At 72.7% G+C, this 13,930-nt stretch carries 15 protein-coding genes; 10 read left to right on the top strand and 5 right to left on the bottom strand.

What is annotated here, in order from left to right; translation table 11 throughout:
• Positions 1-77: 77 nt before the first annotated feature.
• Together CHR28_RS04420 and CHR28_RS04415 are read left to right on the top strand one after the other, a co-directional pair.
• Complete coding sequence (locus CHR28_RS04420) at positions 78-650, top strand: transglutaminase-like domain-containing protein (protein WP_094052095.1); 573 nt, start codon at positions 78-80, stop codon at positions 648-650.
• A 9-nt stretch (positions 651-659) separates the two neighbouring features.
• A complete protein-coding gene (locus tag CHR28_RS04415) occupies positions 660-1,361 on the top strand; it encodes a B3/B4 domain-containing protein (protein WP_094052094.1) in 702 nt (233 codons plus the stop codon).
• 19 nt (positions 1,362-1,380) lie between these two features.
• Here CHR28_RS04415 and CHR28_RS04410 read toward each other — a convergent pair whose 3' ends face one another.
• Positions 1,381-2,109, bottom strand: coding sequence for a lysophospholipid acyltransferase family protein (locus tag CHR28_RS04410; RefSeq protein ID WP_094052093.1), 729 nt, complete (start codon positions 2,107-2,109; stop codon positions 1,381-1,383).
• Between the two features lie 188 nt (positions 2,110-2,297).
• Entirely contained in the window at positions 2,298-2,714 is a 417-nt protein-coding gene (locus CHR28_RS04405; RefSeq protein WP_094052092.1) for a DUF4395 domain-containing protein, read from the bottom strand.
• Between the two features lie 78 nt (positions 2,715-2,792).
• Between CHR28_RS04405 and CHR28_RS04400 the strand changes: the two genes are divergently transcribed.
• The 4 genes from CHR28_RS04400 to CHR28_RS04385 all read left to right on the top strand — a co-directional run bounded on the left by CHR28_RS04400 (position 2,793) and on the right by CHR28_RS04385 (position 5,804).
• The gene (locus CHR28_RS04400; RefSeq protein ID WP_094052091.1) at positions 2,793-3,206 is read left to right on the top strand and encodes a TlpA family protein disulfide reductase; all 414 of its coding nucleotides are present in this window, start codon (positions 2,793-2,795) and stop codon (positions 3,204-3,206) included.
• Positions 3,207-3,289: 83 nt separating this feature from the next.
• Entirely contained in the window at positions 3,290-3,781 is a 492-nt protein-coding gene (locus tag CHR28_RS04395) for a flavin reductase family protein (protein ID WP_094052090.1), read from the top strand.
• A gap of 219 nt (positions 3,782-4,000) precedes the next feature.
• A complete protein-coding gene (locus tag CHR28_RS04390; RefSeq protein ID WP_031120553.1) occupies positions 4,001-4,789 on the top strand; it encodes an electron transfer flavoprotein subunit beta/FixA family protein in 789 nt (262 codons plus the stop codon).
• 52 nt (positions 4,790-4,841) lie between these two features.
• Positions 4,842-5,804 carry an electron transfer flavoprotein subunit alpha/FixB family protein gene (locus tag CHR28_RS04385; protein WP_094052089.1) on the top strand — a complete coding sequence of 321 codons (963 nt, stop codon included), beginning with the start codon at positions 4,842-4,844 and terminating at the stop codon, positions 5,802-5,804.
• 57 nt (positions 5,805-5,861) lie between these two features.
• On the opposite strand, the gene CHR28_RS04380 is transcribed toward CHR28_RS04385, so the two are convergent.
• Positions 5,862-6,767, bottom strand: coding sequence for an endonuclease/exonuclease/phosphatase family protein (locus CHR28_RS04380; RefSeq protein ID WP_094052088.1), 906 nt, complete (start codon positions 6,765-6,767; stop codon positions 5,862-5,864).
• Between the two features lie 193 nt (positions 6,768-6,960).
• Here CHR28_RS04380 and CHR28_RS04375 point away from each other — a divergent pair, with 193 nt between their 5' ends.
• Positions 6,961-8,262 carry a DUF6986 family protein gene (locus CHR28_RS04375; protein WP_094052087.1) on the top strand — a complete coding sequence of 434 codons (1,302 nt, stop codon included), beginning with the start codon at positions 6,961-6,963 and terminating at the stop codon, positions 8,260-8,262.
• 136 nt (positions 8,263-8,398) lie between these two features.
• Positions 8,399-10,240, top strand: a complete 1,842-nt coding sequence (locus CHR28_RS04370) for a serine/threonine-protein kinase (protein ID WP_094052086.1) — start codon at positions 8,399-8,401, stop codon at positions 10,238-10,240.
• Here CHR28_RS04370 and CHR28_RS04365 read toward each other — a convergent pair.
• Positions 10,186-11,001 (bottom strand): hypothetical protein, encoded by an 816-nt coding sequence (locus CHR28_RS04365; protein ID WP_094052085.1) that lies wholly within the window; start codon positions 10,999-11,001, stop codon positions 10,186-10,188. The genes CHR28_RS04370 and CHR28_RS04365 overlap by 55 nt on opposite strands.
• Positions 11,002-11,008: 7 nt before the next feature.
• Positions 11,009-12,073: a LacI family DNA-binding transcriptional regulator gene (locus CHR28_RS04360; RefSeq protein ID WP_094052084.1), complete on the bottom strand. Its 1,065-nt coding sequence runs from the start codon at positions 12,071-12,073 to the stop codon at positions 11,009-11,011.
• Positions 12,074-12,268: 195 nt separating this feature from the next.
• On the opposite strand from CHR28_RS04360, the gene CHR28_RS04355 reads away from it, so the two are divergent.
• Together CHR28_RS04355 and CHR28_RS04350 are read left to right on the top strand one after the other, a co-directional pair.
• A complete protein-coding gene (locus CHR28_RS04355) occupies positions 12,269-13,222 on the top strand; it encodes an ROK family protein (RefSeq protein ID WP_094052083.1) in 954 nt (317 codons plus the stop codon).
• Positions 13,223-13,477: 255 nt separating this feature from the next.
• A complete protein-coding gene (locus tag CHR28_RS04350; RefSeq protein ID WP_094052082.1) occupies positions 13,478-13,924 on the top strand; it encodes a helix-turn-helix transcriptional regulator in 447 nt (148 codons plus the stop codon).
• Positions 13,925-13,930: the final 6 nt, after the last annotated feature.

The raw sequence follows: 13,930 nt of genomic DNA, 5'->3' as shown, positions 1-13,930 counted from the left end.
TCTGATGGCGTGCATGAGTATGCGTAAGACCGTAAATCGATTGACCGTCCTCCGGTCGCTCCCTACGCTCTGCCCGCATGCAGCTGATCCAGGAAAACCCGGACCTCTCCGCCTACTTGGCCGCTGACGAGGTCATCGACCACCATCACCCGCGGGTACGCGACACGGCCGCGACGCTCGCCCGGGAAGTGGCGGACTCGTATGAATATGCGCGCGCGGCCTTCGAGTTCGTGCGGGACTCCATCGCGCACTCGCAGGACTCGGGTCATCTCCGCGTCACCTGGCGGGCCTCCGACGTCCTGGAACAGCGCACCGGCATCTGTTACGCCAAGGCGCACGCGCTGGCCGCGCTGCTGCGCGCCGAGGACATCCCGACCGCGCTCTGCTACCAGAAGTTCGACGAGGTCCACGGGCTGGTCGCCGTGCGGTTCAACGGCGCCTGGCACCGGCAGGACCCCCGGGGCAACAAGCCGGGCGTCGACGCGCAGTTCTCCCTGGACGGCGAGCGGCTCGCCTTCGTGCCCGACCTCGCGTCCAATGAACTGGACTATTCGGTCCTGTATGCTGCACCGCACCCGGCCGTGCTCGACGCTCTCCGAGCGGCACCCGACCGGCCGCACCTCTGGCAGACACTCCCCACCGCACTCTGAGGCCCGACCATGACGCTCACGCTCACCGTGTCCGACGACGTCCGCGCCCTCGCGCCCGGTTTCACCCATGTCGCGATCGAGGCGCACGGTCTGGTCAACGGGCCGAGCACCGACGCCAGTGCGGAACTGCTGGACGACGCCGCCCGCCGGCTCGCGGCCCGGCTGGACGGACGCGCCCCGCACGAGGACCCGCACATGGCGGCCTGGCGCGCGGCCTACACGGCCTTCGGCTCGAAGCCGTCCCGCACCCGCAACTCCGCGGAGGCCCTGGCCAGACGAGCCCTCACGGACGCCGGGCTGCCCCGCATCAACCTGCTCGTCGACCTCTACAACGCGATCAGCGTCGCCCATCTGATCCCGGTCGGCGGCGAGGACCTCGACCGCATCCAGGGCGGCATGCGCCTGCTGCGGGCCACGGGCACGGAGGACTTCGTCACCGTCGCCGGGGGAGAGGAGACCGTCGAGCACCCCGACGCGGGCGAAGTGGTGTGGTGCGACGACGCGGGCGTGACCTGCCGCCGCTGGAACTGGCGCCAGGGGCCGCGCACCCGGCTCACCGAGCGGACGACCTCGGGCATCTTCCTGCTGGAGAGCATGGCCCCGATGCCGGTCGCCGAGGTGGAGGCGGCCGCCGCGGAACTCGCAGAACTGCTGCGGAAGTTCAGTCCGGGCGCGGAGATCGACGTCCGCGCCCCGTGGTCCGCCGCCTGAGCCGCGGGCGTCCGGGGCGTCAGAGCGCCTCGGCCGCCCGCACCTGCTCCGGCGTCGGCGCCGTACCACCGAGGTGGGCCGGCATCCACCAGGTGTCGTCCGGGCCCTTGGGGCGTACGGGGTAGGCGCGCTGGGCGGCCTCCAGGAGCTCCTGGACGCGCTCGCGCAGCTGACGCGTGATCGCGCCCGCGTACTTGTCACGGGAGGCCTCGATCGCCTCGCCGACCCGGATCGTGATGGGGGTGTGGCTGCGCTTGAAGTTGCGCGGGTGGCCCTTGGTCCACAGTCGCTGCGTGCCCCACACCGCCATCGGGATCAGCGGGACGCCGGCCTCCTGCGCCAGGCGCGCGGCGCCCGACTTGAAGCTCTTGAGCGTGAACGACTGCGAGATCGTGGCCTCCGGGAAGACCCCGACGATCTCGCCCGACCGCAGCGAGTCCAGGGCGTGCGCGTAGGCCGCCTCGCCCTGCTTGCGGTCCACGGGGATGTGCTTCATGCCGCGCATCAGCGGACCGGAGATCCGGTGCCGGAAGACGGACTCCTTCGCCATGAACCGCACGAGACGTTTCTGCGGCAGGGCCGCCAGGCCGTTGAAGACGAAGTCCAGGTAACTGATGTGATTGCTCACCAGCACGGCGCCGCCCGAGCGCGGGATGTTCTCCGAACCCTGACAGTCGATCTTGAGGTCCCACACCTTGAACAGCGTGCGGGCGAAGCCGACGACGGGACGGTAGACGAGCTCTGCCATGGGCGGTTCGGACCCTTCCTGCTCTGCCTGGGAAGGGATTCCCAGCGGACAAGTTACGCAGCCGTAGGTTTACGGCTTGTCGCAGATGGTGCCCCAAGAACGGCCGGGTAGCCAGTCCTCGTGCCCGCGGGGGAGGAGATTCTCGTCACGTCGTCACCGGACTCCCACCTCGTGCTTTTACGTCCGCATTACTCCGCGCGCACCGTCGCGCGCCGCACGAGCAGGTACAACTCGCAGCCCAGGCAGTACCCGAATGCCACGTTCAGGAACGCCGCCGCGAGCGCCGCGCCGGTCGCCGCGAGCCCGAGCCACTCGGGCCCGAGGGTGAAGCCGACGAGTCCGAGCCCCGCGAAGAGCAGGCCCACCGCCTGGGCGAAGCGCGGTGGTTCGGGCGCCTCGAACGCCCTCGGCGGCCCGAGCCGCGGCCGGACGACCCGGGCGAACAGCCACCCGTACGGCGACCGGCGCACCCCGCCCGCCGCGCCCAGCAGGAACGCCAGCGTCTGCCAGGCCAGCAGCCACGCGCTCCCCGTGACCAGCACGACCGCCAGCACGACGGTCGTGACGGCCGCGCCGAACCGCGGCCCTCTCACATCGATGTCCATGGGAACCAAGCATTCCGCAGCCCGGTGCCGTTGCGGGGCCGGGAATCTTTGCGGTCTCGTGAACGCTTGCAGCAGGTGATGACCGGACTGGTGGTGTGCGTGGCGGTGCTCGCGGCGGCGAGCGTCTTCGGAGTGCTGCACAAGCGGCGGAGCGGGAGAGTGCGGGTGCGCGGGCGGGACGACGGCATACGGCTCGGTACGGCGGAACTGGGCGCGGAGCTCGGCGGGCGGGCCACGCTCGTGCAGTTCTCCAGCGCGTTCTGCGCGCCCTGCCGGGCGACCCGGCGGGTGCTCGGGGAGGTCGCCGGCCTGGTCCCGGGCGTGGCCCACGTCGAGATCGACGCCGAGGCGCACCTGGACCTCGTCCGGCGCCTGGACATCCTCAAGACTCCGACCGTGCTGGTCCTGGACGCCGAGGGCCGGGTGGTGCGGCGGGCCGTCGGGCAGCCCCGCAAGGCCGACGTCATCGCCGCGCTGGGGGAGGCGGTGTGAGGGACGCGACCCCGTCAGTGAGTCATCTCCCACATCACGGAACGAACTTGACTGCGACGACCCGTTATCGTCAGCCTGACCGCATGCCTGCGGACCTCCTCACCACGACCGACCTCCTGCGCTCGGTCTTCCGGCGGCACGCGGCGGGCGTCGCGGTCGTCACCGCCCGTGGCGACGCCGGTCCGGTGGGCTTCACCGCCACGTCCCTCACCTCCGTCTCCGCCGAGCCGCCGCTGCTCTCCTTCGGAATCGGCACGGGTGCCTCCAGCTGGCCCGCGATAGCCGAGGCCGACCACGTCGGCGTCCACGTCCTGGGCGAGCACCAGCAGGAGCTGGCCGCCACCTTCGCCCGCAGCGGAGCCGACCGCTTCGGCGCGCCCACCGCCTGGCGGGAGGGTCCCGAGGGCGTCCCCGTGCTGGACGGCGTGCTCGCCTGGCTGGTCGGCCGGGTCGTCGCCCGCGTGCCGGCCGGGGACCACCGCATCGTCATCGCCGAGGTCGTGCACGGCGACCCCACGGGCACCGGCCGTCCCCTCCTCTACCACCAGGGGCGTTTCCAGCGCCTGGGCGACTGAGCCCGCTGTCCCCCCGGGCTGCGGGACCGTCGAGTTCCGGTTACGCTGCGTTGCGAAGGTCACAGTTCAAAGCGCTTGCTTAGCGGGAACGAACTCTGTGTACTGGCGAGTAATATTTCGCTCGGAGCGTGGGTCGCCCCGACCGGGATCGGCCGCTTGAGGCGCCTATGCTGCCTGCAAGAGGCAGCCGAGAAATGACGATGCAGTAGGAGAGCCGGCGTGAGCTTGAGGATCGTTGTCACTGTGAAGTACGTGCCCGACGCCACTGGCGACCGGCACTTCGCCGATGACCTGACCGTCGACCGGGACGACGTGGACGGTCTGCTCTCCGAGCTCGACGAGTACGCGGTCGAGCAGGCGCTGCAGATCTCCGAGAACTCCGACGACGACGTGGAGATCACCGTCCTGACGGTGGGCCCCGAGGACGCCAAGGACGCCCTGCGCAAGGCGCTGTCCATGGGCGCCGACAAGGCCATCCACGTCGAGGACGACGACATCCACGGCACCGACGCCATCGGCACCTCCCTGATCCTGGCCAAGGCGATCGAGAAGGCCGGCTACGACCTGGTCATCTCCGGCATGGCCTCCACCGACGGCACCATGGGCGTCGTCCCCGCGCTGCTCGCCGAGCGCCTGGGCGTCCCGCAGGTCACCCTGCTCTCCGAGGTCTCGGTCGAGGACGGCACGGTCAAGGGCCGCCGCGACGGCGACGCCGCCTCCGAGAACCTTGAGGCCTCCCTGCCGGCGGTCGTCTCCGTGACCGACCAGTCGGGCGAGGCGCGCTACCCGTCCTTCAAGGGCATCATGGCGGCCAAGAAGAAGCCGGTGGAGTCCTGGGACCTGTCCGACCTCGACATCGAGGCGGAGGAGGTCGGCCTGGAGGGCGCCTACACGGTCGTCGACGGCGCGGCCGAGCGCCCGGCCCGCACCGCGGGCACGATCGTCAAGGACGAGGGCGAGGGCGGCAAGCAGCTCGCTGAGTTCCTCGCGGGCCAGAAGTTCATCTGAGCCCGACCGCCGACCGTCCCTCATCTTTCGCAAGCAGGAGAGAAGAAGTCCCATGGCTGAAGTTCTCGTCTACGTCGACCACGTGGACGGTGCCGTCCGCAAGCCCACCCTGGAGCTGCTGACCCTGGCCCGCCGCATCGGCGAGCCGGTCGCCGTCGCGCTGGGCAACGGCGCCGGCGACACCGCCGCCACGCTCGCCGAGCACGGCGCGGTCAAGGTCCTCACGCACGAGGCCGCCGAGTACGCCGACTACCTGGTCGTGCCGAAGGTCGACGCCCTCCAGGCCGCACACGAGGCCGTCTCCCCGGCCGCCGTGCTGGTCCCCTCCTCCGCCGAGGGCAAGGAGATCGCCGCCCGTCTGGCGCTGCGCCTGGGCTCCGGCATCATCACCGACGCCGTCGACCTGGAGGCCGGCGACGAGGGCCCGGTGGCCACCCAGTCGGTGTTCGCCGCGTCCTTCACCACCAAGTCCCGTGTCTCCAAGGGCACCCCGGTCATCACGGTCAAGCCCAACAGCGCCGCCGTGGAGGCCGCCCCGGCCGCGGGCAGCGTCGAGGCGCTGAACGTGTCCTTCTCCGCCCAGGCCACCGGCACCAAGGTCACCGGCCGCACGCCGCGTGAGTCCACGGGCCGCCCGGAGCTGACCGAGGCCGCGATCGTGGTCTCCGGCGGCCGTGGCGTCAACGGCGCGGAGAACTTCGCGATCATCGAGGCGCTCGCCGACTCGCTCGGCGCCGCTGTCGGTGCCTCGCGCGCCGCGGTGGACGCCGGCTGGTACCCGCACACCAACCAGGTCGGCCAGACCGGCAAGTCCGTCTCGCCGCAGCTGTACATCGCCTCCGGCATCTCCGGCGCGATCCAGCACCGCGCCGGCATGCAGACCTCGAAGACGATCGTGGCGATCAACAAGGACGCCGAGGCCCCGATCTTCGACCTCGTCGACTACGGCGTGGTCGGCGACCTCTTCGACGTCGTCCCCGCCCTGACCGAGGAGATCAAGACCCGCAAGGGCTGATCGAACCCGGCCGCAGAAGGCCCCCGTGACCGTGCGAACGGCCGCGGGGGCCTCGCGTCATCCCAGGGTCATCGAGGCCTGCACCGGCAGATGGTCGCTAGGGTACGTCCCGTCCAGGCTGAAGGTGTTCATCCGGGCCCAGTGCGTGGTCATCCCGGGGGTGGTGAGGATCCAGTCGATGCGCCGCCCGCCGGGCCGGGGCTGCCGGTAAGCGTGGTGCGTCCCGTAGGCCGGACCCCGCGAGGCCGCCGCGTCCCAGGCGTCCACCAGCCCGATGTCCAGCATGAGGTCGTACACCCGGTTGTCGTGGGCGGCCGCGTTGAAGTCGCCGGTGACGATCACCGGCAACGACCTGTCCCACCCCCTGATCGTCGCGCCGATGAGCTCCGCCGAGCGTTCCCTGGCGTACTGGCTGACACTGTCCAAGTGGGTGTTGAGAACGTAGAACTCCCGGCCCCCCTGGGCGAGATCGGCGAAACGCACCCAGGTCACCATGCGCAGCCAGTCCGCGCCCCAGGTGTTCGAGGCGATCACGTACGGGGTGTCGGACAGCCAGAAGTGATCGAACTCGATCGGGGCGAGTCTGCGCGTGTCGTAGAAGACCGCCATGAACTCGTCCTTGCTGCCGCCCGCGCGTCCGACACCGATCCAGTCGTAGTGCTCGCCCAGATCCGCCTGGATCGCGCGCACCTGCCGGTAGAGCCCTTCCTGGGTGCCGATGAGGTGCGGTCGCTCGCGGCGCAGCAGTTCCCGCATCACCGGCCGGCGCACGGACCAGCGCGGTGTGTCGTCGACGACGGTCCCGAAGCGCACGTTGAACGTCATGACGTCCAGGGCGCCCGCGTGCTCGGCGGCGGTGGCGGGCCGGCCGGGGCCCGCGGTGGTGAGCAGCGGCCCCGCGACGGCGGCGGCCGCGGCCGCCTTGAGTCCGTGGCGGCGCGTCACTGCGACCTCGTTCGGCACATGATCTCCCTCCCTCTGCACGGCAGGATGAAGCCTGCCTGGTGAATACGGAAGAGGAGGCGGAGTCTGCAGGGACCCTGGCGCAAGGATGGGCAATCCACGGCACGACGGTGTTGACCAGGTCGAAGGTCGACGGATAACTTCGCTCTACGGATTGTTGATTCCGTACAGCGGAAAACAGGAGGGTCTCGGAATGGGTCACGGCCAGCAGGAGAAGGTGGCGACGAGCCTCGCGGGCGCCGTCAGCGAGGAGATCAGCGCCTCCCTCGCCCCGGTCGACGCCGAACTGGAGCGCCGCTACCCCGGAGACCCCGGCACCCGCCAGCCCGTCCACACCGTCTACGTGCCCGGCGACGTCTTCGCCGCCGACACCATCCGCTCCTGGGGCGACCGGGCCCTCGCCGCCCTGGACGAACACGCCCCGGACGCCGGCTCATTCGCCGCCGTCCTCGGCCTCCCCGAGGAGCTCGCCGGGCCCGTCCACGCGCGCGTGCGGGCCAAGCTGGAGCGCGAACCGATCGAGGACCTGCGCGTCGACTTCGAGGACGGCTACGGCAACCGCCCCGACGCCGAGGAGGACGAGGCCGCCGCCCGCGCCGCCCGGATCATCGCCGAGGCCTGCGCGGAGGGCACCGCCGCCCCCTACACGGGCATCCGCATGAAGTGCATGGAAGCGCCCGTCCGCGCCCGGGGCATCCGCACCCTCGACATCTTCCTCACCGGCCTGATGGAGGCCGGCGGCCTGCCCGCGGGGCTGGTCCTCACCCTGCCCAAGGTGACCTACGCCGAGCAGGTCACCGCCATGGCACGGCTGCTGGACGCCTTCGAGAAGGCCCACGGCCTGGAGCCCGGCCGGATCGGCTTCGAGATCCAGATCGAGACCAGCCAGTCCATCCTCGCAGCCGACGGCACCGCCACCGTCGCCCGTATGATCCAGGCCGCCGAGGGCCGCGCCACCGGCCTGCACTACGGCACCTTCGACTACAGCGCCTGCCTCGGCGTCTCCGCCGCCCACCAGGCCAGTGACCACCCCGCGGCCGACCACGCCAAGGCCGTCATGCAGGTCGCCGCGGCCGGCACGGGCGTACGCGTCTCCGACGGCTCCACCAACGTCCTGCCCGTCGGCCCCACCGAGAAGGTCCACGCCGCCTGGCGCCTGCACTACGGCCTGACCCGCCGCGCCCTGGCCCGCGCCTACTACCAGGGCTGGGACATGCACCCCGGCCACATCCCCACCCGCTACGCGGCCGTCTTCGCCTTCTACCGCGAGGGCTTCGAGCAGGCCGCCGCCCGCCTGTCCCGTTACGCCAACCGCACCGCCGGCGACGTCATGGACGAACCCGCCACCGCCAAGGCCCTCGCCGGCTACCTGCTGCGCGGCCTGGACTGCGGAGCCCTCGACATCGGCGAGGTCGCCCGGCTCACCGGCCTGACCCGGGCCGACCTGGAGAGCTTCGCGGCGCCCCGGCGCGGGGACCTGACGGCGTCCGCCTGAGACCCCGCGAGGCGGCGGGTACCGGCCTTGTCACAGCCCTCACCAGGGGCTGTCGCCGTCACCGCCGCCCCGTAGTCTGTCTGCCACGTACGGACGTGTCGGTGGATCCGGTGGGGTCACGGGGAACGGGGCAGCGGTGTCAACGGGGGAGTACGGGCAGGCGGACGGGACCGGCCGGCTGCTGGCGGGCCGGTACCGCGTCACCGCCCGGCTGGGGCGCGGCGGCATGGGCGTCGTCTGGAAGGCCGTCGACGAGGTCCTCGGCCGCGAGGTCGCCGTCAAGGAACTGCGCACCTACACCGACGTGGCCGGACCCGAACTGGCCGGGCTGCACCTGCGGATGCAGCGCGAGGCGCGCGCGGCGGCCCGGGTCCGCCACCCCGGCGTCATCGCCGTGCACGACATCGCCGAGGTCGACGGCCGTCCCCTCATCGTCATGGAGCTGGTCGACGGGCCGTCCCTGGACGACGTCCTGCGCGACCGCGGCACGCTCGACCCGCACGAGGCCGCCCGGATCGGCGCCGAGGTCATGGAGGCGCTGGCCGCCGCGCACCGCGTGGGCGTCCTGCACCGGGACGTGAAGCCCGGCAACATCCTGCTCGACCGCTCCGGCCGGGTCGTCCTCACGGACTTCGGCATCGCCACCATGGACGACCCGGGCGACGGCTCGGCCACACACCTCACCCGCAGCGGCGAACTCGTCGGCTCCCTCGACTACCTGGCCCCCGAGCGGGCCCAGGGTGCCGACCCGGGCCCCGCCTCCGACATCTGGGCCCTGGGCGCCACGCTGTACGCGGCCGTCGAGGGCTCCTCGCCCTTCCGCCGCACCTCCACGTTCTCCACGCTCACCGCTATCGTCACCGAGCCGCTGCCCGAACCCCGCCGCGCCGGTCCGCTCGGCCCGGTCCTGCAACGTCTGATGGACAAGCGCCCCGAGGCCCGCCCCGAAGCGGGCCAGGCCCGCGAACTGCTGCTGGCGGTGGCGGAGTCGGGCGGCACGGACACGCCCACGTCGACCCTGCGCGGCCCTACGGGTCCGGCCCCGCGGGCGGAGACGGAGCGCAGCGTGCCGTCGGTGCCGCCGGGCTTCGGACCGCCGGAGCGGCCCGTGCCCTCGCAGGACGCCGCCGGACGGCACGAACCCCGGGGCGGCGGCGCACCCGGATTCGGCCCGGCCGCGGCCCTCGGAGCGGCCGCCGGCGCGGGCGCGACGGGGCAGGGCGGCGGACCGGCCGCCGGAGTCCCGACGGGGCCGATGACCCCACAGCCCGCCTCCCGCCCCAAGAAGACCCGTGCCCTCCTCGCCGCCGCGGCCGTCACCGTCGTCCTCGCCGCCGCGGGCACCACGGTCGCCCTGCTCGGCAACGACGACGGCTCGGCACCGGACGCACGGACCGATGCCGGCGCGGTGGCCTCCGCACCCGGGCGCACCGACGACGGCTCGAACGCCCCGAGGCCCACGCGGCCAGGGGACGGGAAGGACGACGGCAAGGACGAGAACCCGTCCGCGAAGCCCGGGGACGAGAAGGAGCCCGAGCCCTCCGGCCGGCCCTCCACCTCGGCCCCCGCCAAGTCCTCCGCGGGCGGCACGACCGGCGGCACCGACGGCGGCACGTCCACGGGCACCTCGGGCGGCGGCACCGACGGCGGTACGACGAGCGGCGGTACGACCGGCGGCGGCACGAGCACCCCGGCCCCGGCCTGCCACGCCATCGGCGGCGGCAAGTACAACTGCCAGGTGTGGAAGACCGCCGACTCCTACACGGCCTCCTTCACCAAGGTGGGCATCCTCAACGCGGGCACCAACTACTTCTACTGCCAGCAGAACCTGGGCCGTCGCGAGACGTCCGGCCAGTGGACCAACGTGTGGTGGGCGAAGACCGACGACGACAGCGGCAACAGGGACGTCTGGGTCAGCGTCGTCTACGTCAAGGGCGGTGACAACGACGGGCCCGTCCCGGGGCTCCCGCTCTGCTGACGGCGTGCCGAGGCCGCCGCGTACCGCTCGAGACCGGAGGCCGTCACCAGCTTCTCCTCGACGAACAGCCGCGTGCCCCGCTCGCACAGCCGCCGGTCGGCCCGGGCCCGGGCGCAGAACTCCTCGGGCACGACACCGAACAGCTCCCGCAGACGCGGCAGCGCGACGAGCAGCTCGGTGAGCAGCGCGCGCTGGCCCGGGTGGGTGCGCGGCGCGCCCGTGCCGTCGTGCAGGACGCCGTGCCGGTTGACGTAGGCGTACGCGCCGGGCAGCCGCGTGCCGTCCGCGAGGTCGATCCGTACGTCCGGCGCGGGCAGCCAGGCCCGGTCGAAGTTGCCGCCCGGCACCGGCACGCCCTCGCTCGCGTCGATCACCGCGAGCTGCTCGGCGTCCAGCCAGAGCACGAACAGCGCGCGCACGGTGTCCGGGGCGCCGACCGGAGAGGCCGACACGTACCCCATGCGGCTCACATGCGCGGAGACACCGGCGTCGACACCGGTCACCCGGGCCTTCACCATCGGCAGGGGCGCGCTGATCCCGAACTCGCGCATCTTGTGCCGCAACTGGCCCGGCGAGCCGTTGGAGCCGATGGCGAGGACGGGCGTGCGGTCGGGGTACACCAGCCGCTCGGGCGGCAGGAAGCGGTCCCCGTCGAGGATCCCCGAGTCGGCGGGCCACGCGCCCGGATACAGCAGGGGGTGCTCGCGCGGCGCCTCGGCGAGGCCGAGGGCTCGCAGCGTCCGTTCCACGGAGTGGGTCATGGGCCGCTCAGTCCGCCGGGGGGATCTCGCCCGAGCCGCGGGTGATCAGCCGGGTCGGCAGCTCGATGCGCTCGGGAGTGGCAGGACCGCCGTCCAACTGCCGGAAGAGACGTTCCGCCGCGGTGCGGCCGAGGTCCGCCGCGTCCTGGGCGACGACGGTGACGCCCGGCTGCAGCAGGTCGGCCAGCTCGATGTCGTCGAAACCGACGAGGGCGACGCGCCGCGTCTGCTCGGCGAGCACCCGGATCACGGTGACGGTCACCCGGTTGTTGCCCGTGAAGATCGCGGTGACCGGGTCCGGGCCCGACAGCATCTCCTCGGCGGCCCTGCGCACCCGCTCGGGGTCGGTGACACCGAGGGACATCCAGGAGTCCGCCACCGGTATGCCCGCGTCCTCCATCGCGGCCCGGTAGCCGCGCAGCCGCTCGGCGGCGGTGTGGATGCGGGGCATGTCGCCGATGAAGCCGATCCGGCGGTGCCCGTGCGCGATGAGGTGGGCCACGCCGTCGCGGGCGCCGCCGAAGTTGTCCGACAGCACCACGTCGGCGTCGATGTGCCCGGCCGGCCGGTCCACGAACACCGTGGCGACGCCCGCCTTGAGCTCCGGCTCCAGATACCGGTGGTCGTCCCCGGCCGGGATCACCACCAGACCGTCCACCCGCCGTGCGCACAGGGCCAGCACCAGTTCCTGCTCGCGCTCCGGGTCCTCCGCGCTGGAGCCGTTGATCAGCAGGGCGCCGTGCGCGCGGGCCACCTCCTCGACCGACCGGCTCAGCGGCCCGTAGAACGGGTCCGCGAGGTCCTCCAGGACCAGGCCGATGCTCGCCGTGCGGCCCTTGCGCAGCACCCGCGCGCTGTCGTTGCGGCGGAAACCCAGCGCGTCGATCGCCTCCTGGACCCGCCGCTCCGTCTCCGGCGTGACCCCCGGCTCGCCGTTCACGACCCGGGAGACCGTCTTGAGGCCGACCCCGGCGCGGGCCGCGACGTCCTTCATCGTCGGACGGTTGCCGTAGCGCGTGGCGGATCGGAGGTGGGGCTGGGGCACGGTGCGGTGTCCTGTCCTGTCGTCCACGGGGATGCGTCGGTCCTGGGTTTGTATGAGGATGTGGCGTCGAGCATAGAGCCTGGACAACGTTGTCAGGCTCGGGGGAGACTGTCCACCGCGAACTCCGGACCGGCGCACCTTCGCGGGACCGGTCCGCGGTTTGTCCTGCGCGATGGCTTTTCACGGCGTTTTTCACATGGTTGACGGGGAGATCCGACACTGATGCACACCGACCTCGTGGCCGCGCTCGACATCGGCGGCACCAAGATCGCCGGCGCCCTGGTGGACGGCCGGGGCCGGATCCTGGCCCGCGCCCAGCGGCCGACGCCCGCCCGGGAGGACGGCGACACCGTGATGCGGGCGGTGGAGCAGGTGCTCGGCGAGCTCACCGCCTCGCCGCTGTGGCAGCGCGTCACGGCCGTCGGCATCGGCAGCGCCGGACCCGTGGACGCCTCGGCCGGGACGGTCAGCCCGGTCAACGTGCCCGGCTGGCGCGACTACCCGCTCGTCGCCCGGGTCCGGGCCGCGGCCGGGAACCTGCCCGTGGAGCTCATCGGCGACGGAGTGGCGATCACGGCGGCCGAACACTGGCAGGGCGCCGCCCGGGGCCACGACAACGCCCTGTGCATGGTGGTCTCCACCGGGGTCGGCGGCGGCCTGGTGCTCGGCGGACGGTTGCACCCCGGCCCCACCGGCAACGCCGGGCACATCGGCCACATCAGCGTCGACCTCGACGGCGACCTGTGCCCCTGCGGCTCGCACGGCTGCGTGGAGCGCATCGCCAGCGGCCCCAACATCGCCCGGCGCGCGCTGGAGAACGGCTGGCGGCCCGGCCCGGACGGCGACACCAGTGCCGCCGCGGTGGCCGCGGCGGCCCGGTCCGGCGACCCGGTCGCCGTGGCCTCCTTCGAGCGGGCCGCCCAGGCCCTGGCCGCCGGGATCGCCGCCACCGCGACCCTCGTGGAGATCGACATCGTCGTCATCGGCGGGGGAGTGGGCAAGGCGGGCGACATCCTCTTCACGCCCCTGCGCACGGCCCTGCGCACCTACGCGACCCTGTCCTTCGTCCAGCACCTCACGGTGGCACCGGCCCAGATGGGCACGGACGCGGGGCTGGTGGGGGCCGCGGCGGCGGCCCTGACCCGGCGGACGGACGCGGCGGCCGCGGGGGTCTGAGACCGGGCAGACCGAGCAGGAACGTTCAGGCAGCGGCGGGGTGGGCCCGGTCCGGTGAAGGTCGGCCCGTCCGGAGCGGTCGGGTCGAGCGGGGGTGGGTTCTGTCCGGAGCGGGTGGGGTCCGGCGGGGGTGGTCTCTCTGGAGCGGGTGGGGTCCGGCGGGGGTGGTCTCTCCGGAGCGGGTGGCGTCCGGCGAGGGTGGGCTCTGTCCCGGAAATCGACCGCATGTCCGTCTGATGTGACACGATCGCGCGTGTGAGCAGCAGCAGACCCGCCTCGGCGCAGCGGCTGAGCGATCTCGCCCGGCTGCGCCGGGTCAAGGACCGGATCGACCGGGAGTACGCACAGCCGCTGGACGTGGAGGCGCTGGCACGGGGGGTGCACATGTCGGCCGGACATCTCAGCCGCGCGTTCCGTCAGGCGTACGGCGAGTCGCCGTACAGCTACCTGATGACGCGCCGCATCGAACGCGCGATGGCGCTGCTGCGCCGCGGCGACCTCAGCGTCACCGAGGTGTGCTTCGAGGTCGGATGCTCGTCGCTGGGCACCTTCAGCACCCGCTTCACCGAGCTCGTCGGCATGCCCCCCAGCGCCTACCGGCGGGAGGCGGCGCGCGCGACGGCCGGGATCCCGTCGTGCGTCGCCAAGCAGGTCACCAGACCGGTCAGGAATCGAGAAGCGCCCGCCGCCGGCCGAAACTAGCGTGAG

Origin of the sequence: Streptomyces sp. XY006, from assembly GCF_002237655.1 — a bacterium.
Lineage (GTDB): Bacteria > Actinomycetota > Actinomycetes > Streptomycetales > Streptomycetaceae > Streptomyces > Streptomyces levis.
Note: the sequence above shows the minus strand (reverse complement) of the source record. Positions and strands in the feature narration are given on the sequence as shown.

Bases quoted from the DNA above. Each gene is read 5' to 3' on its own strand.
- CHR28_RS04420 (WP_094052095.1), top strand. From the start codon at position 78: ATGCAGCTGATCCAGGAAAACCCGGACCTCTCCGCCTACTTGGCCGCT.
- CHR28_RS04415 (WP_094052094.1), top strand. From the start codon at position 660: ATGACGCTCACGCTCACCGTGTCCGACGACGTCCGCGCCCTCGCGCCC.
- CHR28_RS04400 (WP_094052091.1), top strand. From the start codon at position 2,793: ATGACCGGACTGGTGGTGTGCGTGGCGGTGCTCGCGGCGGCGAGCGTC.
- CHR28_RS04405 (WP_094052092.1), bottom strand. From the start codon at position 2,714: ATGGACATCGATGTGAGAGGGCCGCGGTTCGGCGCGGCCGTCACGACC.
- CHR28_RS04355 (WP_094052083.1), top strand. From the start codon at position 12,269: ATGCACACCGACCTCGTGGCCGCGCTCGACATCGGCGGCACCAAGATC.
- CHR28_RS04385 (WP_094052089.1), top strand. From the start codon at position 4,842: ATGGCTGAAGTTCTCGTCTACGTCGACCACGTGGACGGTGCCGTCCGC.
- CHR28_RS04375 (WP_094052087.1), top strand. From the start codon at position 6,961: ATGGGTCACGGCCAGCAGGAGAAGGTGGCGACGAGCCTCGCGGGCGCC.
- CHR28_RS04395 (WP_094052090.1), top strand. From the start codon at position 3,290: ATGCCTGCGGACCTCCTCACCACGACCGACCTCCTGCGCTCGGTCTTC.
- CHR28_RS04365 (WP_094052085.1), bottom strand. From the start codon at position 11,001: ATGACCCACTCCGTGGAACGGACGCTGCGAGCCCTCGGCCTCGCCGAG.
- CHR28_RS04410 (WP_094052093.1), bottom strand. From the start codon at position 2,109: ATGGCAGAGCTCGTCTACCGTCCCGTCGTCGGCTTCGCCCGCACGCTG.